This is a genomic window from Actinoalloteichus sp. GBA129-24 (assembly GCF_001941645.1).
Classification (GTDB): Bacteria; Actinomycetota; Actinomycetes; order Mycobacteriales; family Pseudonocardiaceae; genus Actinoalloteichus_A; species Actinoalloteichus_A fjordicus.
This window is the reverse complement of record NZ_CP016077.1, coordinates 5,081,523-5,102,106: the sequence shown is the minus strand read 5'-3', so window position 1 is coordinate 5,102,106 and position 20,584 is coordinate 5,081,523. Positions and strand designations below refer to the sequence as shown.

The following is a 20,584-nucleotide window of genomic DNA, read 5'->3' as shown; positions in this document are numbered from 1 at the left end:
GGTGGGTGCGGGGAACTTCGGTAGGGTCGACACCGTCCGAGTGATGCCCGTCGCCAACCGCAACGGCACGGGGCGGCTGGGACTGAAGAACCCGGTCGGGTGATTACCCGACGGGTGGGTCCGTTGCTGTCAGCACGGCGTATGCCCGGACGGGCACGTCACATCAAGGGGGAGTGTCTCGGGTGGGTCCGCTCACGGAAGCTCTGAATGCGCTGGCGGAGCTTCCGCAGCCCGCAGTGATAGCGGCGACCGGGCTTCTCGTGCTCGCTGAGACGACGATCGGCCTCGGGTTCATCGCACCCGGCGAGACCGGACTGCTCATCGCGGCCACCACGGTCCGTGACCCGTGGGCCTTCGCGATCATGTGCATCGTCGTGACCGTGTGTGCCTCCCTCGGCGACTCGATCGGCTATCTGCTCGGCAAGCGATTCGGCCCGAGGATTCGAGAGACGAAGCTGATCCGCAAGATCGGGCAGGCGCACTGGGATCGGGCGGGCGAGCTGTTGCGCAAGCACGGCGTCTGGGCGGTGTTCTTCGCCCGATTCCTCCCGGTGGTGCGCACCCTGACGCCCGCCGCCGCAGGCGCCTCCGGGCTGGTCTATCGCCGGTTCCTGCCCGGCTCGATCGCGGGCGCGGCGTGCTGGTCGGTCCTGCACGTCGGCATCGGCGCGGGCGCGGGCGCCTCCGCGCAGTTCATCGAGGCCCGGCTCGGTCGGGCCAGTTGGATTCTGCTGATCGCCCTCGCGGTCCTGGTGGTCCTGGTGATCCTGCTCAAGACCAGGAAGGCCAGGAAGACCGCGGGCGCGGCGGCCACCGCCACGGGTTCGACGGCGGCGGACACCGGCGACGCGGCGACCTCGGGTATCACTCCCGCGACGAGCGGTGCTCGGCCGGAGGAGCCGATGCCTGCGAGTGCTCCGCAGGACTCCCGGCCCTCGGAGACCGCCCGTCGCCCGGACGACGCTGCGACGGCAGACACCCCGAAGACGTCTCAGCCCGCCGGGTCCGACGCGCGGGACCCGGAGGAGCCGGCCTCGCTGGACCCGGTGTCCTGACGGTCGAGGACGCAGGCAGGCGCGCTCGCTCTGATCTCGGGCGAATCTCCGTTGCTGTCAAGGAGATCGCGCCCGGTCCTTGTCACGATCGGGCGACGCGGTTTCAGGCACAATGGTGAACGGATGCGGCGTTGGTGACTAGCACCGTGCTGATCTCGCCGGAGCGTCCGCTCTGGGCGGGACCGCAGCTGGGGTGAGTCACTTCACTCCCCCGCCAGGCAACGTGGTCTCGATCACCGACGTCTTCCGAAGCGGCAGCGGTGTGCGCTGTGCTCGGCGTTCGCCGATCATCGACGCCGGTCCGGTCGCATTCGACCGCCGGAGGAAGGAGTTGTGCCAGCCGTGTTCCTGGCTCGGGCGAAGGGCCTGTCAAAACTCTTAGGTCTGTGTCTCATCGCGGGCGTCTTGGTGGCTGCGGTGCTGTTCCCCGTGGCCGCAGGTTTCGGTGCCGTGTCAAATCAGGCGGCGGAGACGGTGAACAACACGTCTGCCGAGTTCGAGGAGAGGATGCCCGCCACCATCTCCACCATCACCGACATGCACGACACCCCGATTGCTCACCTATATCACCAGAATCGGGTGATCGTTCCGCCGGAGGCCATCTCCGAGGAGATGAAGGCGGCGATCGTGGCCGTCGAGGATCATCGATTCGAGGACCACGAGGGTGTCGACTGGCAGGCGACCATCCGGGTCGCCCTCCAGAACCAGATGGCCGGTGACGTTCAGGGCGGCGGATCGACGCTGACCCAGCAGTACGTGAAGAACTACCTGGCGTTCGTCGTCGCCGACGGCGACTCGGAGGATCCGGAGTTCCAGGCAGCCACCGAGACCACGATCGCCAGGAAGCTCCGCGAGGCGCGGATCGCGTTGGACATCGAAGAACGGATGACCAAGGACGAGATCCTCGCCGGGTATCTCAACGTCGTGCCCTACGGCAACGAGATCTTCGGCGTGCACCAGGCGGCCGACGCCTATTTCGACACCACGCCCGATCAGCTCAACGTGGCTCAGTCGGCCCTGCTGGCCGCCATCGTCAACCAGCCTTCGACGCTGAACCCGATCCGTCGTCCCGAGCAGGCCATCGAACGACGCAACCTGGTGATCCAGCTCATGGCGGATCAGGGTCGGTTCTCGGAAGACGGTGCGGAGGCGAACCAGGAGATCGGCGACGAGATCAAGCAGGAGCCGCTCGGGGTGCTCAACCCGCTGAACCAGACCTCGCACGGCTGTGTCCCGGCGAGAGAAGGAACCGTCAACGGCTTCTTCTGCTCGTACGTGATCAACTACCTCCTGAGTCACGGTTTCGATCTGGAGGAGATCAAGCGCGGCGGATACACGATCAAGACCACGCTTGATCCGAGGGCCACGGAGCTCGCCAAGCAGGCGGCCGAGAACCATGTCCCGAAGAACGCGGACGGGATCGCCAACGTGATGGCGATCGTGGAGCCCGGCACCGAGTCCCACAAGGTGCGGGCGCTGGTCGCCAACCGGGACTACGGCCTGGACAGCGAACAGTTCCAGACGACCATCGACCTGCCCAGTTATGTCACCACCTTCGGGGCGGGCTCGATCTACAAGGTCTTCACCGCGGCCGCCGCGTTGGAGAACGGCTACAACATCAACCAGACACTCGATGTCCCGGATGTCTACACGTCGCCGGTCTATCGGGGCGACGGCGGGCCTTACCAGGTTCGGAACTCTGGTAACGGTTATCCGGAGACCATGTCGTTCACCGAGGCGCTGGCCACCTCGCCGAACACGCCGTTCCTCCCGATGCAGGAGGCCGTCGGGGTCGGTTCAGTGGTCAACATGGCCTCCAGTCTCGGGCTGCGCCGGGGCATGAACGAGGTCAACCTGTCGGGAACCGCGATTCAGCCGGATTCCGACAACGGGATGCTCAACAGGTCACAGGGTGAGGCGGTGACCCAGGGCAACCAGGGCTCGTTCACCTTGGGCGCCGGGCCGACCAGCGTGCTGGAATTGGCCAACGTGAGTGCCACGCTGGTCAGTGGCGGCGTGTGGTGCCCGCCGAGCCCGATCGAGGAGATCCGGGATCGCAACGGCGAGGTCGTGCCGATCGACGAGGCGCCGTGCGAGCAGGCGGTCGACGAGGGCCTGGCCAATTCCATGGCCCAGGCGATGAGCCGGGACACGACGGGCAGCGGCACCGCCGCGAACGCCGCGTCCGCTGCGGGCTGGTCTCGTCCGATGGTGGGCAAGACCGGTACCACGCAGAACTACCGCTCGGCGGCGTTCATGGGGGCGACCCCCCACTGGGCCGGGGCGAACATGGTCTTCGGGGACAGCTCCCGGCCGGGGCCGATCTGCAACGGGACGCCCCCGGTGCAGTGCGGGTCCGGAAACATGTACGGCGGCCACGCACCCGCCAGGACCTGGTTCCAGACGATGACCCCGCTCCACGAGGGTCTGCCCGACGCACCACTGCCCGCGGCCGATCCTCGCTACTCCTGATCGACCCGGGTTGTTGAAGACCCCCCGAGGGGATGAGACGCTGACCGGCGTCCCACCCCCTCGGGAAGGTCCAGCGAGATGACGCAACGCATTGCGGTGATCCCCGGCGACGGCATCGGAGTCGAGGTGACCAGCGCGGCTCGGACCGTGTTGGACGCGGTGGCCGCCCGGCACGGCCTCGATCTCGCCTTTCAGGAGTTCGACTGGTCCTGCGCCCGTTTCGCGGAGACTCGAGAGATGATGCCGGAGGACGGCATCGACACCCTCCGAGGCTTCGACGCGATCCTGCTCGGCGCCGTCGGCTGGCCCGGCGTGGCCGACCACGTCTCGCTGTGGGGCCTGCTGATCCCCATCCGTCGCGCCTTCCACCAGTTCGTCAATCACCGGCCCGCCCGCACCTTCGCGGGCGTCCCCTCGCCGTTGTCCGGGGTGGGACCGGGCGACATCGACATCCTGGTGGTCCGGGAGAACACCGAGGGCGAGTACTCCCAGATCGGCGGCCGGTTCAATCAGGGCCTTGCCGAGGAGGCCGCCGTCCAGGAGGCGATCTTCACCCGCCAGGGCATCACCAGAGTGGCGGACTACGCCTTCACCGCCGCCCGCGCTCGCAGCGGCAGGCTGGTCTCGGCGACCAAGTCGAACGGCATCGTGCACACCATGCCGTTCTGGGACGAGGTGGTGCGCTCCCGCGCCGAGGCCTTCCCCGAGGTCAGCTGGCGCAGTGAGCACATCGACGCCCTGGCCGCGAAAGTGGTGCTCGCGCCGAGCTCGCTGGACGTGATCGTCGCCTCCAATCTGTTCGGCGACGTCCTCAGCGACCTGACCGCCGCCGCGACGGGCTCCATCGGGCTGGCGGCCAGCGCCAACCTCAATCCGAGCGGCGAGCATCCCTCGATGTTCGAGCCGGTGCACGGCTCGGCACCCGACATCGCCGGGCGCGGCATCGCCAATCCGGTGGGCGCCCTGTGGTCCGTGGTGCTGATGCTGGAGCAGCTCGGGCACGCCGAGGCCGCCTCGGACCTGATGGGCGCCATCGAGCGAAGCCTCGCCGATGCCGCCACCCGCACCGGGGACGTCGGCGGCAACGCCGACACCGCCGCCGTCACGGAGTTCGTCGCCGCCGCTGTCGGCGGGTGATCGCGGTCGCCGCCGGGGGTGAGCGCCGCTCGCGACCCGGCGGGGCTCGCGGCCGACACCGTCGAGCACGGGCGTCAACGCTCCTCGCGATGGAGACCGACCGCCTGGCGGCATTGATCGGGTTCAGCCATGGATTCGAGGAGCAGGCGGCGAATCGCGAACGGGTCGACCGGACGCGGCAGCACTCAAGGAGCCCGTACCAGGCAGACCGAGGAGCAGGCGCTGCTGACGGGGCCTCGGCCTCGCACCGAGCCCCGTCGGCGTCCGTTCCCGCCCCCCGCGCGGCCGCCGACGCGGCAGGGGCGGCACTGTGGTGCGTCGTGGGCGACCGCCGACGCGGCTCGTCCCGTCGTCCGAGGAAGATCACATCATCGTCGGAGTGGCTACCCGTCGCGGCCCGGTGGCACTAGGTTGTTGCCCCGTGACTCTTTCCCCCGGCAGAGTGTCCTCCGGCGAGGGTTGTCCCGTCGCCGATCCCCAGGTCTGGCATCAGCAGCCCGCCCCGCAGCGCCCGGAGCAGCCGGACGTCCTTGCTCAGGCCGAGGAGTTCCTCGATCTGTTCGAGAAGGAACACGACATGGCCGGGGCACTCCAGTCGCGGCGACGCTGGATTCGCGCCGAGATCGAGGCCACCGGTACCTATGTGCACACGACGGCGGAACTCGTCTTCGGTGCCAGGGTCGCCTGGCGCAACAGCGCGCGCTGCATCGGCAGGCTGTACTGGAAGAGCCTGCGCGTGCGGGACTTCCGGGCCGTGCGGGGCTCCGCCGCCGTCGCCGAACGGTGTGTCGACCACCTTCGCTCCGCCACCAACAACGGGCGGGTGCGTCCCACGATCAGCGTGTTCGCGGCCGACGCGCCGGACCGGCCGGGGCCGAGGATCTGGAACGAGCAGCTCATCCGCTACGCGGGCTATCGGACCGAGGACGGCGGGGTGCTCGGCGATCCCCGATATCTGGACTTCACCGAGGCCGTGCAGGCCCTCGGCTGGCAGCCGCCCGCGCAGCCGGGCGCGTTCGACGTCCTGCCGCTGGTGATCGACAGCCCGGAGGAGGGCACCCGCTGGTTCGAGCTGCCCCGGTCCGTGGTGCACGAGGTGGAGCTGCGCCATCCGGAGCTGCCGTGGTTCGCCGAGCTGGGACTGCGTTGGCACACGGTGCCCGCCATCTCGAACATGAGCCTGGTGATCGGCGGCGTCTCGTATTCGGCCGCCCCCTTCAACGGCTGGTACATGGGCACCGAGATCGGGGCGCGCAACCTCGCCGACCACGACCGCTACGCGATGCTGCCGGAGGTGGCGCGGCGAATGGGGCTGGACACCTCCAGCGAGCAGACGCTGTGGAAGGACCGTGCGCTCGTGGAGCTGAACCGGGCGGTGCTGCACTCCTTCGCCAAGGCCGAGGCGACGATCACCGACCACCACACCGAGTCCGAGCGCTTCCTGACCCACGTGAGCCGGGAGGAGAAGGCAGGCCGCAGCTGCCCGGCGGACTGGAGTTGGATCGTGCCGCCGCTGTCGGGCTCGCTGACGCCGGTCTTCCACCGCTATTACGACACCGAGGAGCTCTGGCCGAACTTCGTCCTGGACGACGAGGCGGCGAAGCGCGGCACCCAGGGCGGCCCGGTGCGCGCCCCGATGCCTGCGGAGCTGCCGGAGGCGGGCCTGCTCTCGATGTTCGGCCTGCCGCTGGTGGTGAACTGACCGAGTCCTGCTCGCCCTGATCCCGTGGTCGGCAGCCGGGGGTCGGGTGACGACGGCGGACACCGCTTGAGGAGCAGGCCCGCAGGCCCGGCGACCTCGGCGATCCCGCTGCTCGGTCGGCCGCCGAGCGGCTGTCGTCGTCAGTCCTGTCGTCGTCAGGCCTGTCGCCGGGCGACGCGAAGCAGGGCGAAGGACTCGGGCCCGAGGTCGAGATGGTCCGCGGTCTCGGCGGCCTGCTGCGGCCCGAGTGGGGGGACGGCGGTCAGGACCTCCTCGATCTGGCCGCCCGAGGGAATCCGTCGGGCCGTGTCCGAGAGATTGCAGACCAGCCGCAGGTCTCCCCGCCGGAGCATGATCCAGCGGGCCGCCTCGTCGACGTCGACGCCGAAGCGGTCCAGCCGGGGATCGGTCAGTTCGGGGTGGGCACGGCGGAGTGCGATCAGCCGCCGGTAGACGTCGAGCAGTTCGCGATGCCCGGCACGCGTGGGCTCCGACCAGTCCAGCGTCGACCGGGTGACGGTGGCGGGGTCGAGCGGATCAGGCACGTCGGCCTCGTCCCAGCCGTGGGCGCCGAACTCCGCGCGGCGCCCGGTGCGCACCGCCTCGGCCAGTGCCGGGTCGGGGAACGAGGCGAAGAACTGCCACGGCGTGCCCGCGCCCCATTCCTCACCCATGAACAGCATCGGCGTGTAGGGCGTGCACAGCACCAGCGCGGCACCGCAGGCCAGCAGGCCGGGGGAGAGGCTCGCCGAGATCCGATCGCCTGCGGCGCGGTTGCCGATCTGGTCGTGGTTCTGGAGGTAGATGAGGAATCGATGTGCGGGCACGCGGTGGGTGTCCACCGGCCTGCCGTGGTCGCGTCCTCGGAACGAGGACCTCGTGCCTGCGTGGAAGAAGACGCCGCGCAGCGTGTCGGCCAGGGCCCGCAGCGAGCCGAAGTCCGCGTAGTAGCCCTGGCGTTCGCCGGTCAGCGCGGCATGCAGGCAGTGGTGGAGGTCGTCGTCCCACTGGGCGTGCAGTCCGTGGCCGCCCGCCTCGCGAGGCGTGATCAGCCGAGGGTCGTTGAGGTCCGACTCGGCGATCAGCGTCAGCGGCCTGCCCAGATGGGCCGACAACCCCTCGACGGCGACGGACAGCTCCTCCAGCAGGTGGATCGCCCGCTGGTCACGCAGGGCATGCACCGCGTCCAGTCGGAGACCGTCCACCTGGAAGTCGCGCAGCCAGCCCAGCGCGTTGTCGATGATCAGGTTGCGGACCTCGTCGGAGTCGGCGCCGTCGAGATTGACCGACGGTCCCCACACCGTGCTGCCCGCGAAGTAGGGGCCGAAGCGATCGAGATAGGCCCCCGACGGGCCGAGATGGTTGTAGACGACGTCGAGCAGCACGGCGAGTCCTCGCTCATGGCACGCGTCGACGAAGCGCTTGAAGCCGTCCGGGCCGCCATAACTCTCCTGGACCGCCGACCAGGCGACTCCGTCGTACCCCCACCCTGCGGGCCCGTCGAAGGAGTTGACCGGCAGCACCTCGACGAAGTCGATGCCCAGCGCCACGAGGTGATCGAGGCGTTCGACGGCGGCATCGAAGGTCCCCGCCTCGGTGAAGGTGCCGATGTGCAGCTCGTAGACCACTCCGCCCGGCAGTGGCCGTCCCGTCCAGCCCTCGGCCTGCCAGTCGAATCGACCGTGGTCGTAGACCCGCGACAGGCCGTGCACGCCGTCGGGCTGCCAGCGCGAACGGGGGTCGGGCAGCGGCTGTTCGTCGTCGAGCCGGAATCCGTAGGCGGTGCCGTGCCCGGCCTCGGGGAGCGACGCCAGCCACCAGCCGCCGTCGGTGCGCCGCATCGGATGCTCGGCATCCTCGGTGTGCAGGGTGACCGTCTGCCGCTGCGGTGCCCAGACCGCGAAGTCCGCCATGTGGATCATCTTGGCGTCGATGGTGCGTCGTTGCCCAGCCACCGAGGAGAAACACTGTTCTGTAACAGTGTTACCGCCGGTGGGGTGTCGGACGGCTCCCGAGGAGAGGAGAGTCGATGGCTCCGCTGATCATGCTGATCGCGGCGACCCTGCTCGGGAGGACGGCGGGCCTGTTCGGCGTCGAGGCCCTCGACGAACGGCCCGCCGCCTTGCGGCTCGGGCTGGCGGCGATGGTGCTGCTGACCGGCCTCGCGCACTTCGTCGAGCCGCGCCGCGCGAGCATGATCGCGATGGTGCCGCCGAGCCTGCCCCGCCCCGCACTCCTGGCGACGGCGACCGGCGTGCTGGAGCTTCTCGCCGTGCCCGGCCTGCTGTGGTCGCCGACGGCGCGCTGGGCGGCGGCCGGGCCCGCGGTGCTGCTGGTCGTGATGTTTCCCGGCCGACGTCTCCGCGCCCGGCGTGAGGTGGTGTTCGCAGGCAGGCCCGCGACGCCGCTGCTGCCGCGCACGCTGATGCAGCTCGGGTTCCTGTCGGCGTGCCTGGTGGTGGTGTTCGGCTAGCGCCGTCGACGGCGCCGAAGCCGCCCCATGCCTCCCTCAGTCTCGCCGCAGCAGCGCCACCGGATACCGGGAGAGGACGTCGCCCAGCAGCGGCGTCGCGGTGTCGACCCGGTCGCCGCTGATCACGTCGATCCAGGAGGCCCGGCCGTCGGGCATGGCCAGGATCGTGTCCCGCCAGCCGCCGGACTTCGCCAGCGCGACGGGGAGTCGGGTGGCCACCGCGACGAGTTCGGCGTGCCTGCCGCCCCTGGCGAAGGCGACGGCGTGCCGGGCGGCCGGTCCGTCCGAGGTGAGCGGCCGATAGCCGGTGAACAGCGCAGGCTCGTCGCGGCGCAGCCGCAGCACCCGCGAGGTCACCAGCAGCTTCGCGGCCCCGGAGTGATCGATCTCGGGCAGGGTGCCCTGGTCCAGGCGGCTCAACAGGCTTCGACGGGCCCCGAAGTCGACCGGTCGCCGGTTGTCCGGGTCGACCAGGGAGAGGTCCCACAGCTCCGTGCCCTGGTACACGTCCGGCACGCCGGGTCCCGCCGTCTGGACCAGCTTCTGCCCCAGCGAGTTCGACCAGCCCGGCCGGGTGATGCGGTCGGCGAAGGCCGCGACCTCGGCGGCGGTCTGCTCGTCGCCGAGCACCGAGGCGGGCCAGGCGGCGACGGCCGCGTCGAAGTCGGGGTCCGGCGCCGTCCAGCTCGTGCCGAGCTTGGCCTCCTTGGCCGCCTTGGCCAGGTAGTCGCGCAGTCGGTCCTCGGTGATCGGCCAGGCGCCGAGGAGACACTGCCAGCCCAGCAGATTCAGGCTCGCCTCCGGCAGCGGATGACGAGCGGTCCAGCGCCGCAGCGCCTCGGCGAACTCCGACGGCAGTTCCGACAACACGGCCAACCGCGCCCGGACGTCCTCGGAGCGCTTGGTGTCGTGGGTGGACAGCGAGGTCATCATCGAGGGCAGCCCCGCCGCCCTGCCCTGGGCGGCGGCATGGAACTCGGCAGGCGAGACCCCGAAGCGCGCCGGGTCCCCGCCCACCTCGTTGAGTGCCACGAAGCGGTTGAACCGGTAGAAGGCGGTGTCCTCCACGCCCTTGGCCGTCACCATGCCCGAGGTCTGCTGCACACGGATCGCCAGCTCGCCGTGTGGCCGGGCCACCATCTCGGCGGCGATCGCGTCGATCACGCCGCGCACTTCGGGGCGATGGCCGTGTGCGGTGGCCACCGCCTGGTCCAGTGCCTCCCGCCCCTCCGGCAGATAGCTGCGATAGACGGGGAACGACCGCAGCAGCTCCGCCGTCGCCAGCCGGGCGGTCTCGCGGTCGGGGCCTGCGGGCAGCGCGGTGACCAGCCCCGCGATGCGGTCCAGTTCCGCGCCCAGCACCTCGGCGGCCGCGAAGTGCTTGCAGGCCGACTCGGTGCCGTGCGGGTCGGCGCAGGCCGCCGCCGACTCCGGCGCCGACAGCTCCTGGGCCAGTGCGGTCAGCGGCGCCTCGCCCGCCGGGTCGACGAAGAGCCCGCACACCTCCCGCAACGCCTCGTAACCGGTGGTGCCGTCGACCGGCCAGGAGGCGGGCAGCGCCTCGCCGGGGGCCAGGATCTTCTCCACCACCAGCCAGGCGTCCGGGGCCGCCTCGCGCAGCCTGCGTAGATACTCGCCAGGATCGGCCAGCCCGTCGGGATGGTCGATACGCAGGCCGGTGACCTCGCCCTCCTCCACCCACCGCAGCAGCTCACCGTGGGTGGCGGCGAACACGGTCGGGTCCTCCACCCGGATCGCCGCCAGCGTGCTGATGTCGAAGAACCGCCGGTAGGTCAGCTCCGCGCCGCCGCGTCGCCAGGAGACGAGCCGATAGTGCTGTCGTGCGTGCACCACTGCGGCCGCCTCGGCAGGCGTCGCGGCGTCGGGCGTCTCGGCGGAGCCCTCGGCCAGGGGGAACTCGTGTTCGTGATAGCGCAGCACCCCGTCGACCACCCGCAGGTCCGCGAGCGCCGCCGCTCCGCCGTCGCCGTCGTCGGCGAGCACCGGCAGCAGGATCGGGCCCCGCGAGAAGTCGATGTCGAAGTAGTCGGCGTGCACGGCAGCCCGACCCTCGCGCAGCACCTCCCACCACCAGGGGTTCGCCGAGGGCACGGCCACGCCCATGTGATTGGGCACGACGTCGACCACCAGGCCGAGGCCGCGAGCCCGCAGCCGCTCGGCGAGGGCGTGTCGGGCGGACTCGCCGCCCAGGACGGCGGCGGCCTGCGTCGGATCGACCATGTCGTAGCCGTGCGTCGAGCCTGGAGCGGCCGTCAGTACGGGGGAGACGTACAGGGCGCCGACCCCGAGGTCGCGCAGGTAGTCGACGAGCGCCCGTGCCTGGTCGAAGGTCTGGTCCGGCCCGAGCTGGAGCCGATAGGTCGAGGTCGGGACCGTCACGTGTTCTCCTCCGTACGCTGCATCACGATCAGGGATCGGGCCGGGACGGTGAGCACGCCCCCGGCGAGGATCGAACGGACCCTCGTCGGAACCGAGCCTGCCATCGCGCCGCTGACCGTGTCCGCCGCCGTGCCGAAGACCTCCCCGGTGGCGGTGTCGACCACGACGGTCCACTCGATGCCGTAGTCCGAGCCGGGCAGGGTGATCTCCAGGTCCTCCCCGTGGGCGTTGAAGCACAGCAGGAACGAGTCGTCGGTGACCGGCTCGCCGCGCCGGTCCCGGTCGGGGATGCCGTCGCCGTTGAGGAACACCGTCACCGCCCTGCCGAAGGGCACGTCCCAGTCGTGTTCGGTCATCTCGTCCCCCGACGGGGTGAACCAGGCGATGTCCCGCAGCTCGTCGCCCTTGCGGATGGGGCGGCCCGCGAAGAACTTGCGCCTGCGGAACACCGGATGATTGCGGCGCAGGCGGTTCAACGCCGACACGAACCCGATGAGGTTCTCGTGGACGTCGGCCAGTGACCAGTCGACCCAGGACACGTCGTTGTCCTGGCAGTAGGCGTTGTTGTTGCCGCGTTGGGTCCGACCGAGCTCGTCGCCGTGCAGCAGCATCGGGGTTCCCTGGGACAACAGCATGGTGGCGAGGAAGTTGCGGCGCTGCCGCGCCCGCAGCTCGTTGATCGCCGGATCGCCGATCGGGCCCTCTGCCCCGCAGTTCCACGAGCGGTTGTCGCTCTCGCCGTCGTGGCCGTCCTCGCCGTTAGCCTCGTTGTGCTTGGAGTTGTAGGCGACGAGGTCGTTGAGGGTGAAGCCGTCGTGCGCGGTGACGAAGTTGATCGAAGCATACGGCCTGCGTCCGTCGTCCTGGTAGAGGTCGCTGGAGCCGGTGAACCGGGAGGCGAACTCGCCGAGCGTGCCGGGCTCCCCGCGCCAGAAGTCACGCACCGTGTCTCGGTACTTGCCGTTCCACTCGGTCCACAACGGCGGGAAGTTGCCGACCTGATAGCCGCCGGGCCCGACGTCCCACGGTTCTGCGATCAGCTTGACCTGGCTGATCAACGGGTCCTGCTGGACGAGGTCGAAGAAGGAGCTGAGCCGGTCCACGTCGTAGAACTCCCTGGCCAGCGTCGACGCGAGGTCGAAACGGAAGCCGTCGACGTGCATCTCCTCCACCCAGTAGCGCAGCGAGTCCATGATGAGCTGCAAGGTGTGAGGGCTCCGGACGTTCAGCGAGTTTCCGGTGCCGGTGTAGTCCCGGTAGTACTGCGGATCGTCCTCCATCAGCCGGTAGTAGGCGGCGTTGTCGATGCCTCGCATGGACAGCGTCGGCCCGAGGTGATTGCCCTCGGCGGTGTGGTTGTAGACGACGTCGAGGATGACCTCGATGCCCGCGTCGTGCAGGGAGCGGACCATCGCCTTGAACTCCGGCACCTGGGCTCCTCGCCCGCCCGCCGAGGCGTAGCCGCTGTGCGGAGCCAGGAAGCCGAGCGTGTTGTAACCCCAGTAGTTGGTCAGCCCCCGCTGCACGAGGTGGTGATCGACCACGAAGTGATGCACCGGCATCAGTTCCACGGCCGTGATCCCCAGCCGGGTGAGGTGGTCGATCATCACCGGGTGGGCGAGCCCGGCATAGGTCCCGCGCAGCTCGGCCGGGATCTCCGGGTGGGAGATGGTCAGGCCCCGGACATGAGCCTCGTAGATGACCGTCTCGTTGTAGGGCGTCTTGGGATAGCGGTCCATCCCCCAGTCGAAGAAGGGGTTGATGACCACCGACTTCGGCAGGTAGGCGGCCGAGTCGAGGTCGTTACGCCGATCGCCGTCGTCGAAGTGGTAGCCGAAGAGCGACTCGTGCCAGTCCAGCGTCCCCTCCACGGCCTTGGCGTAGGGGTCGATGAGCAGCTTGTTCGGGTTGCAGCGCAGGCCTGCGGCGGGATCGTACGGCCCGCTGATGCGGTAGCCGTACCGCTGACCGGGGCCGATGCCGGGGAGATAGCAGTGGTGCACGAAGCCGTCGACCTCGTACAACGCGATGCGGGTCTCCTTGTCGTCCTCGTCGAAGAGACACAGCTCCACCTTGTCGGCCACCTCGGAGAAGATGGCGAAGTTGGTGCCGGCACCGTCGTAGGACGCGCCCAGCGGATAGGCGGTACCCGGCCACGGCTGCATGATCGCTCCCGGTGAGGCAGTCGCCCGATGCAGGCTGCACGGGCTTGTGCGATTCACGCTATTCGATCAGCCTCCCTCCCGGCGATATCTGCGCGGCAAAGCATGCTGAGCGGGCGCGGGTGACCGCGGCGAGGCCGTGGCCCCCGGCTGCGAGCGCCGCCGCTCGCTGGTCGCTCCTTTTGTGGATCAGGCCCAATTGCTCCGAGGTCTCGGGGATCTGGCCACCATCTCGACCTGCGGTTGTGACTCTTTGTAGATAATTCCTCTAGTTGATATCCGCCAATTGGGTGCTGGGTCACACCTGGTTGAAGCTCTCGGTGACGGCCGATTACGGTCTGGCTTGTTCGTCACGGTTCGGTCACAAGAACAACACGAGGTGCCTGTCGGAGTGGACAGCACCTGTCGGACTTCCCCCACCGGCAGATGCGTGGCCGTGCCGTCCCCGAGACGCAGGAAAGGCTCGAAATGCCCCGACACCACAGAAAGGCCGGGCAGCTCAGCACCTCGGCGCCCACGGAACACCGCACGACCTCCGAGTCCGCCCGAGGCGCCCACCGCGCCGCCCCCGGCCGCCGAGGCACGGGCAAGGCCGTCATCGCCTCCGCACTGGCGGGTGCGTTCCTGCTGGGCGGACAGCCGCTGCTCGCGGGCGCCAGCGCCGAGCAGGGCGAGAAGTCCAGCGCCGCCGAGCAGCACGCCGCGACGCTGGCCGAGTTGAGCGAGCAGCGTCAGCTGCCGAGGATCACCCCGTCGGTGCTCCCGATCTTCCATGACGTGAACCCCACCCTGGAGCTGAGCAAGCTGGTCCGCGCCGCCAAGGTGGAGGCCGACCGCGTCGCAGCGGAAGAGCGCGCCGCCGCCGAGGCCGCCGCCGTCGAGGAAGAGGCCGCTGCCGCTGAGGAGCAGGCCGCCGCTGAGGCTGCCGCTGCTGAGGCTGCCGCTGCTGAGGCTGCCGCTGCTGAGGCTGCCGCTGCTGAGGAGCAGGCCGCCGCCGCCGAGGAAGAGGCCGCTGCCGAGGCCGCCGCCGAGGAAGAGGCCGCTCCCGCCCAGGCCACTGCCGACTTCGTCAAGCCGACCGAGGGCACCTTCACCTCGGGCTTCGGGGCACGCTGGGGCACCACGCACTATGGCATCGACATCGCCAACTCGATCGGCACGCCGATCGTGTCGGCCACCAGCGGCACCGTCATCAGCGCGGGCACGGCCAGCGGCTTCGGTCAGTGGGTCCGGGTCCAGGCCGACGACGGCACCATCACGGTCTACGGTCACATCGACACCTACTCCGTGAGCGTCGGCCAGCAGGTCGCCGCAGGCGAGCAGATCGCCACCATGGGCAACCGTGGTCAGTCCACCGGCCCGCACCTGCACTTCGAGGTGCACGTCAACGGACAGAAGATCGACCCGCAGCCGTGGCTCGCCGCGCGGGGCATCTCGGTCCAGTAAGAACCGACCGCCCCCCGCAGCTCGCACTGAAGGCGCCCGTCAGGTCACCCTGGCGGGCGCCTGCGTGTGCGGGTGTGCCCTCCTGCTCCACCTTCTGCGTCCCCGTCGCCCTCGCATCAGCGGCGGGGACGTCGCCGTGTCATCCGCCGCCGAGCCCCCGACGACCGCGCCTCGTCGGCGACCGGGATCTGTCCCGAGTCCCAGAACCTCTCCGACGCGGGTCCGTCGCACTGTGATCCCCGTCGCAACCTCGATCCGAACCCGCGGCGCGGTGCGAACCACCACCGGCCTGCCCGACACCGGGCAGGCCGTGATCGGCGGGACGGGTGGGAGGCCGGATGACGGGATCGACGAGGTTCTTCGCAGGCACCTCGCCTCGGGTCGCCGTCTGGCGTCCGACCCCGGACCGCCCGGTGCGCGCGGTCGTCCTGCTGCTGCACGGCGGTCGCGCCGACAGCTACCGCCCCGCACGGCGAACTCAGCTCGCCTACCTGCGGATGATCCCCTTCGCCCGCGTCCTGCACCGTGTCCTGCGAGACCGGGGCGTCGCCGTATGGCTGCTCGGTTACCGGGTGCGCGGCTGGAACGCCCCGGATCTCGATCCGGTGTCCGATGCGCGGTGGGCCCTCGCCGAGATCCACGCCCGCCACCCCGGCGCCCGCGTCGTCCTGGTCGGTCACTCGATGGGCGGTCGGGTCGCGCTGCGGATCGCCGACGACCCCGCCGTGCTCGGGGTGGGCGCCCTGGCGCCGTGGGCTGAGCAGGGCGAGCCGGTGGCGCAGCTACGCGGTCGCCAGGTGCTGATCGCCCACGGCGACCGAGATCAGCTGACCGATCCGAGGCAGTCCTTCCTGCTCGCCACGCGGGCCGTCGTGGTCACCGACGACGTCGCGCGTTTCGACGTCCACGGAGAGGGGCACGCGATGGCCAGACGTGCCGCTGACTGGCACCGGCTGGTGCGCGACTTCGTCTTGGGCGTCCTCGGACTCGAACCGCACCGCACCGGCATCGCGAACGCCTATCGAGCACCCGCGCCGATCGGACTGCGGGTCCCGTTATGAGACGTCGACCGTGGGAGTCACCAGCATGACGAGCCTTCATCCAGCCGACCGACCCGGACCCTCGCGCGACGGCGGGGACCGATGACGCCCCGTCAGATCGCCGTGATCGGCGCCGGGGTGGCGGGACTGACCGCTGCCTACCTGCTGCAACGGCGATACGACGTCACCCTCTTCGAGTCCGACGACCGGCTCGGCGGCCACGCGCACACGCGGGACCTGGCCGACGCGCACGGCACGACGGCCGCCGTGGACAGCGGCTTCCTCGTCCACAACGACCGCAGCTACCCCTCGCTGCTGCGGTTGTTCCGGGAATTGGGCGTGCTGACCAGGGACACCGAGATGTCGATGAGCATCCGATGCGAGGGCTGCGGCCTGGAGTACGCCGGAGCCAAGGGCGCCGCCGGGCTCTTCGCCCGACCGGACAACCTCGCGCGACCCCGTTACCTGCGGATGCTCGCCGAGATCCCTCGATTCCATCGACACGCCAGGCGGGTCCTGGCGGCCACGAAGGAAGACACCAGGGCCGACGGCACGACGCTGTCCGTCTTCCTCGAGGAGGGGCGCTACACCCGCTACTTCGTGCAGCATTTCATCCTGCCGCTGGTCTCGGCGGTCTGGTCGGTCGACGCGGCGCTGGCCCGGCGCTATCCCGCGCGCTACCTGTTCGAGTTCCTCCACCACCACGGGATGCTCGGCATCGGCGGGTCTCCCCAGTGGAAGACCGTCGTCGGCGGGTCCAGGGAGTACGTCGAGCGCGCCGTGAAGGGCCTCGCCTCGGTCCGCTCGTCCACTCCGGTGCGCGGCGTCCGGCGGACCACCGACGGCGTGCAGGTGCGTACCGAGGACGATCGTCCGCAGCACTTTGACGGCATGGTGATCGCGACGCACCCCGACCAGGCCCTGCGGCTGTTGACGGACCCGACCGACGCCGAACGCCGCGTCCTCGGCGCCTTCCGCTACTCGGTCAACGAGACGTGGCTGCACACCGACACGAGCCTGCTGCCGCGTGCGCGGGGCGCGAGGGCGTCCTGGAACTACCTGAGTCCTGCCTGCGACGCACCGCAGAACGCGGTCTTCGTCAGCTACGACCTCACCCGGCTGATGGGACTCGACCTGGCGATCCGGCCGGTCGTGACGCTGAACGCGACGGATCGAATCCGGGAGTCCTCGGTCTTGGAGCGCATGGTCTATCAGCATCCGAGCCACACGCCGGAGTCGGTCGCCGCGCAGCGGGAGCTGCCGCTGCTCGACGACGCCAGGACCGCCTACGCGGGCGCCTACCACGGCTGGGGCTTCCACGAGGACGGCTGCGCCTCCGGCGTGCGCGCCGCCGCGTCGTTGGGAGTCCGCTGGTGACGGCGGCCGGGTTGATCCCGGTCGGTCGCGACCCCGGCAAGGTGGCTCCGGCGTTGTATTGGGCCGAGGTCCGGCACGATCGGCGAGAACGGGTGCGCCACTCCTTCCGGCATCGGATCTATCTGTGGCTGGTCGACCTCGACGACCTGCCGAGACTGCCCGCCGTGCTGCGGCCCTTCGCCCGTTTCGAGGCGCGAGACCACCTCGGATCGCCCGAGGCCTCGATCAGGGCGAACCTCGACGCCTGGCTGGCCGAGAAGGGCGTCGACCTGGCGGGCGGCCGGGTGTTGATGTTGGCGAGCGCCCGCGTGCTCGGTCACGTCTTCAACCCGATCAGCGTCTTCTGGTGCTACCGCTCGGACGGGTCACTGGCCTGCGTGGTGGCCGAGGTCCACAACACCTACGGCGGACGCCACGCCTACCTGCTGCGGCCCGACGAGTCCGGCCGGGCCGAGCTGGACAAGGAGTTCTACGTCTCGCCGTTCCTGCCGGTTCGAGGCCGCTACCTGTTCCGGGTCAGCGGCCCGGGGCCGAGAGTGAGTCTCACCATCGCGGTACGCCAGGACGGGCGAACGCCGCTGCTGGCGACACTGCGGGCGGGCCGTCGCCCCGTGACAATCGTCGGAGTGGTCCGAATGCTGGTGACCCGACCACTGGTCACCAGGTGGGTTGCACTGTTGATCCGTCGCCACGGCGTGCTGCTGTGGCTTCGTCGAGTGCCGGTGGTCTCGAGACGCCTGCACCTCACCGAGGAAGGTGGGCAGTGATGCGTCCATCGCCACAGGAGACTCCTCGGCGCCTCGTCGCCGATGCACATGCCAGAGCGGTGCCGCGTCCGAACGAGCGCAGCTGGCCGGGACTGGCGGTCGCGCCGGAGTCGCCGTTACGAGCACGAGTCGCCGAGCTGCTGTTCCGTCGCGCGGTCCGCTCCCTGGCGCTGCGGGTCGAGCTGCCCGACGGGACACGGCTGGGGACCGGCGGTCCCGACGCCCCGGTCATGCGAGTCGTCCGGCCCAGGGCGTTCTTCCATCGCCTCGGTGTGGACGTCAAGATCGGCTTCGGCGAGGCCTACCTCGTCGGAGACTGGACGTCGGACCGGCTGGCCGACCTGCTGACGGTGTTCGCCGAACGGCTCGCCGTGCTGATCCCGCCGAGGCTGCAGACCCTGCGTCGCTGGGTGGAGCGCGGTCAGCCCGTCGAGGAGCGCAACACCCTGCGGGGGGCTCGCGAGAACATCCATCGTCATTACGACCTGTCCAACGAGCTGTTCGAGACGTTCCTCGACGAGACGATGAGCTACTCCTCAGCCCTGTTCGACGAGACGTCGGCGGCGGCCGAGTTCGCCCATCCCGACGCCGACCCGATGGTGGTCCTGCGGAGTGCGCAGCTGCGAAAGATCGACGCGGTCCTCGATCACGCCAGGGTCGGGCCGGGTACCGAGCTGGTGGAGATCGGCACCGGCTGGGGAGCACTGGCGGTCCGCGCCGCGCAGCGCGGTGCGCGGGTGACCTCACTCACCATCTCGGCGGAGCAGCGTCGGGCGGCCGAGGAGCGCATCACGGCCGAGGGGGTGGCCGATCGGGTTCGGGTACTGCTTCAGGACTATCGCGAGGCCGAGGGCGAGTACGACGCGGCGGTCAGCGTCGAGATGATCGAGGCCGTCGGCGAGCGGTATTGGCCGGACTACTTCCGGGCGGTCGATCGACTGCTGCGGCCGGGCGGCCGGTTCGGCCTCCAGGCCATCGTGATGCCGCACGACAGGATGCTGGCCACCCGGCACAGCTACGGATGGGTGCACAAGTACGTGTTCCCCGGCGGGCTCATCCCCTCGACGCAGGCGATCGAGGAGAACCTGCGGACGCATACCGCCCTGCGCGTGCGAGAGGCCCGTTACTTCGGCACCGACTACGCCGAGACGCTGCGGCGGTGGCGAGAGCGGTTCCTCGACCGGTGGTCCGATGTCGCGGCGCTCGGCTTCGATCAGACCTTCCACCGAATGTGGGAGTTCTACCTGGCCTATTCGGAGGCGGGCTTCCGGGTCGGCTATCTCGACGTCGCCCAGTTCTCCATCGCCAAGCCGAGCTGATCCGCCGTCGCTCCGCCGGGCGGCCGCCGATCCTCCGGCGGCCGCCCGGCCTTGTTCGATCGGCGGTGCGTGATCGTCCTGCTCCGGCCCGTGTCCGAGGCGTGGCCGGGCGGCGATGCGGGCTGCGGTCGCGACGACGGCTGGTGCTAGCGTCGCAGGGTGCGTTCGGAGCTGCTGCGGCCTCGGTGGATCCTGCTGCACGTCGTGACCGTGCTGGTCATTCTCGTCAGCCTTCGGCTCGGCTGGTGGCAGTGGGAACGGTCGCAGGCGGTGGGCGGCGACGGCCAGAACCTCGGCTACGCGGCACTGTGGCCCGCTATCGCCGTGTTCGTCGGTTATGTGTGGTGGCGGTGGACTCGTCTGGAGCTGGAGCAGAGCGCTCAGCGGCGCGAGCCCGACACGGCAGGCTCGGCCGCCCCGGACCCCGGCACGGCGCCTTCGCAGTCCTCGGCTCCCGTGCTCGAGTCTCTGCCTTCGGGGCCGCTCGGGCCTACGCCCTCGACCCCGACGCTCGGGCCTACGCCCTCGGTGCCGACACTCGGGCCTACGCCCTCGGCGTCGACACTCGGGCCTACGCCCTCGGTGGCCCCGCCGGAATCGGCCAGGGCGGCCGCCAGGCGTCGCCAGCTCGACCGGCTGCGGACCCGGGGTGAGACGGTGGCGGACGGCGCGGTCGGCACGCCCGGCGACGCACTGTCCCAGTACAACGGCTACCTCGCCGAGCTGTCCGACTCGGACGCCGAGCGGGCGCGGCAGGCTTAGGAGATGACGTGTCAGACGTGACCGAGACGGCGGCGACCCCGCCCGTCCAGACGGTGCCCTCCGGAACCCTCCTGCGGTACCGGGTGATCTCCTACGTGGTCGGCGTGATGCTGGTGGCGTTAGTACTGGTCGCGATGCCCGTCAGGTACATCGCCGGTGACCCGTTCCTGGTCGCGCTGATCGGACCGCTGCACGGCTTCCTCTACATGGTGTACCTGCTGTTGTGCTTCGATCTCGCGCTCAAGGCGAAGTGGTCGATCAAGGCGACGATCCTCACCCTGTTGGCGGGCACGGTCCCGTTCCTCTCCTTCGTCGCCGAGCACATCGTGACTCGCAAGGTCCGCGCGGGCATCCGAATCTGAGAGCCTGTCTTTGATCCCCACTTTCGGAGTTGCGCGGGGCAGGCGCGGCGATCTGCGGGGTTGTCGTCAGTCAACATCACTTTCGTTATGCCTCCTTCCTCCGCCTGGCA

15 protein-coding genes are annotated in these 20,584 nt (G+C 70.0%); 12 read left to right on the top strand and 3 right to left on the bottom strand.

Annotated elements, in window-relative coordinates:
* Window positions 1-182 precede the first annotated feature (182 nt).
* The 4 genes from UA75_RS21780 (at window position 183) to UA75_RS21765 (ending at window position 6,366) form a co-directional block, all read left to right on the top strand.
* Complete coding sequence (locus UA75_RS21780; RefSeq protein WP_075741845.1) at window positions 183-1,055, top strand: DedA family protein; 873 nt, start codon at window positions 183-185, stop codon at window positions 1,053-1,055.
* A gap of 333 nt (window positions 1,056-1,388) precedes the next feature.
* Window positions 1,389-3,527, top strand: a complete 2,139-nt coding sequence (locus tag UA75_RS21775) for a transglycosylase domain-containing protein (RefSeq protein ID WP_232237359.1) — start codon at window positions 1,389-1,391, stop codon at window positions 3,525-3,527.
* Window positions 3,528-3,605: 78 nt separating this feature from the next.
* Complete coding sequence (locus UA75_RS21770; RefSeq protein ID WP_075741843.1) at window positions 3,606-4,664, top strand: tartrate dehydrogenase; 1,059 nt, start codon at window positions 3,606-3,608, stop codon at window positions 4,662-4,664.
* 421 nt (window positions 4,665-5,085) lie between these two features.
* Window positions 5,086-6,366: a nitric oxide synthase oxygenase gene (locus UA75_RS21765; RefSeq protein WP_083683451.1), complete on the top strand. Its 1,281-nt coding sequence runs from the start codon at window positions 5,086-5,088 to the stop codon at window positions 6,364-6,366.
* Window positions 6,367-6,521: 155 nt separating this feature from the next.
* On the opposite strand, the gene treZ is transcribed toward UA75_RS21765, so the two are convergent.
* Entirely contained in the window at window positions 6,522-8,279 is a 1,758-nt protein-coding gene (gene treZ, locus UA75_RS21760) for a malto-oligosyltrehalose trehalohydrolase (RefSeq protein ID WP_075744062.1), read from the bottom strand.
* A gap of 116 nt (window positions 8,280-8,395) precedes the next feature.
* Here treZ and UA75_RS21755 point away from each other — a divergent pair, with 116 nt between their 5' ends.
* On the top strand, window positions 8,396-8,839 hold the full coding sequence (locus UA75_RS21755; protein WP_075741841.1) for a MauE/DoxX family redox-associated membrane protein: 444 nt from the start codon (window positions 8,396-8,398) through the stop codon (window positions 8,837-8,839).
* Between the two features lie 36 nt (window positions 8,840-8,875).
* On the opposite strand, the gene treY is transcribed toward UA75_RS21755, so the two are convergent.
* Both treY and glgX read right to left on the bottom strand, forming a co-directional pair.
* Entirely contained in the window at window positions 8,876-11,239 is a 2,364-nt protein-coding gene (gene treY, locus UA75_RS21750; RefSeq protein ID WP_075741840.1) for a malto-oligosyltrehalose synthase, read from the bottom strand.
* Window positions 11,236-13,404: a glycogen debranching protein GlgX gene (glgX, locus tag UA75_RS21745; protein WP_075741839.1), complete on the bottom strand. Its 2,169-nt coding sequence runs from the start codon at window positions 13,402-13,404 to the stop codon at window positions 11,236-11,238. Before glgX ends, treY begins: the two co-directional genes overlap by 4 nt.
* A gap of 465 nt (window positions 13,405-13,869) precedes the next feature.
* On the opposite strand from glgX, the gene UA75_RS21740 reads away from it, so the two are divergent.
* From UA75_RS21740 to UA75_RS21710, 7 genes are all read left to right on the top strand, one after another.
* Window positions 13,870-14,847 (top strand): M23 family metallopeptidase, encoded by a 978-nt coding sequence (locus tag UA75_RS21740; protein ID WP_083690848.1) that lies wholly within the window; start codon window positions 13,870-13,872, stop codon window positions 14,845-14,847.
* A 338-nt stretch (window positions 14,848-15,185) separates the two neighbouring features.
* Entirely contained in the window at window positions 15,186-15,908 is a 723-nt protein-coding gene (locus tag UA75_RS21735; protein ID WP_075744060.1) for an alpha/beta hydrolase, read from the top strand.
* 81 nt (window positions 15,909-15,989) lie between these two features.
* Window positions 15,990-17,264, top strand: coding sequence for an NAD(P)/FAD-dependent oxidoreductase (locus UA75_RS21730; protein ID WP_075741838.1), 1,275 nt, complete (start codon window positions 15,990-15,992; stop codon window positions 17,262-17,264).
* Window positions 17,261-18,031: a DUF1365 domain-containing protein gene (locus tag UA75_RS21725; RefSeq protein ID WP_232237358.1), complete on the top strand. Its 771-nt coding sequence runs from the start codon at window positions 17,261-17,263 to the stop codon at window positions 18,029-18,031. The genes UA75_RS21730 and UA75_RS21725 overlap by 4 nt, the downstream gene beginning before the upstream one ends.
* Window positions 18,031-19,350, top strand: coding sequence for an SAM-dependent methyltransferase (locus UA75_RS21720; RefSeq protein WP_075741837.1), 1,320 nt, complete (start codon window positions 18,031-18,033; stop codon window positions 19,348-19,350). Before UA75_RS21725 ends, UA75_RS21720 begins: the two co-directional genes overlap by 1 nt.
* 159 nt (window positions 19,351-19,509) lie before the next feature.
* Window positions 19,510-20,112: a hypothetical protein gene (locus UA75_RS21715; protein WP_075741836.1), complete on the top strand. Its 603-nt coding sequence runs from the start codon at window positions 19,510-19,512 to the stop codon at window positions 20,110-20,112.
* A gap of 8 nt (window positions 20,113-20,120) precedes the next feature.
* Window positions 20,121-20,474 carry a DUF3817 domain-containing protein gene (locus UA75_RS21710; protein WP_257787483.1) on the top strand — a complete coding sequence of 118 codons (354 nt, stop codon included), beginning with the start codon at window positions 20,121-20,123 and terminating at the stop codon, window positions 20,472-20,474.
* Window positions 20,475-20,584 lie beyond the last annotated feature (110 nt).

Coding starts and splice junctions, on each gene's coding strand:
- UA75_RS21735 (WP_075744060.1), top strand. CDS start 15,186: ATGACGGGATCGACGAGGTTCTTCGCAGGCACCTCGCCTCGGGTCGCC.
- UA75_RS21730 (WP_075741838.1), top strand. CDS start 15,990: ATGACGCCCCGTCAGATCGCCGTGATCGGCGCCGGGGTGGCGGGACTG.
- UA75_RS21720 (WP_075741837.1), top strand. CDS start 18,031: ATGCGTCCATCGCCACAGGAGACTCCTCGGCGCCTCGTCGCCGATGCA.
- UA75_RS21740 (WP_083690848.1), top strand. CDS start 13,870: ATGCCCCGACACCACAGAAAGGCCGGGCAGCTCAGCACCTCGGCGCCC.
- treZ (WP_075744062.1), bottom strand. CDS start 8,279: ATGGCGGACTTCGCGGTCTGGGCACCGCAGCGGCAGACGGTCACCCTG.
- UA75_RS21755 (WP_075741841.1), top strand. CDS start 8,396: ATGGCTCCGCTGATCATGCTGATCGCGGCGACCCTGCTCGGGAGGACG.
- glgX (WP_075741839.1), bottom strand. CDS start 13,404: ATGCAGCCGTGGCCGGGTACCGCCTATCCGCTGGGCGCGTCCTACGAC.
- UA75_RS21770 (WP_075741843.1), top strand. CDS start 3,606: ATGACGCAACGCATTGCGGTGATCCCCGGCGACGGCATCGGAGTCGAG.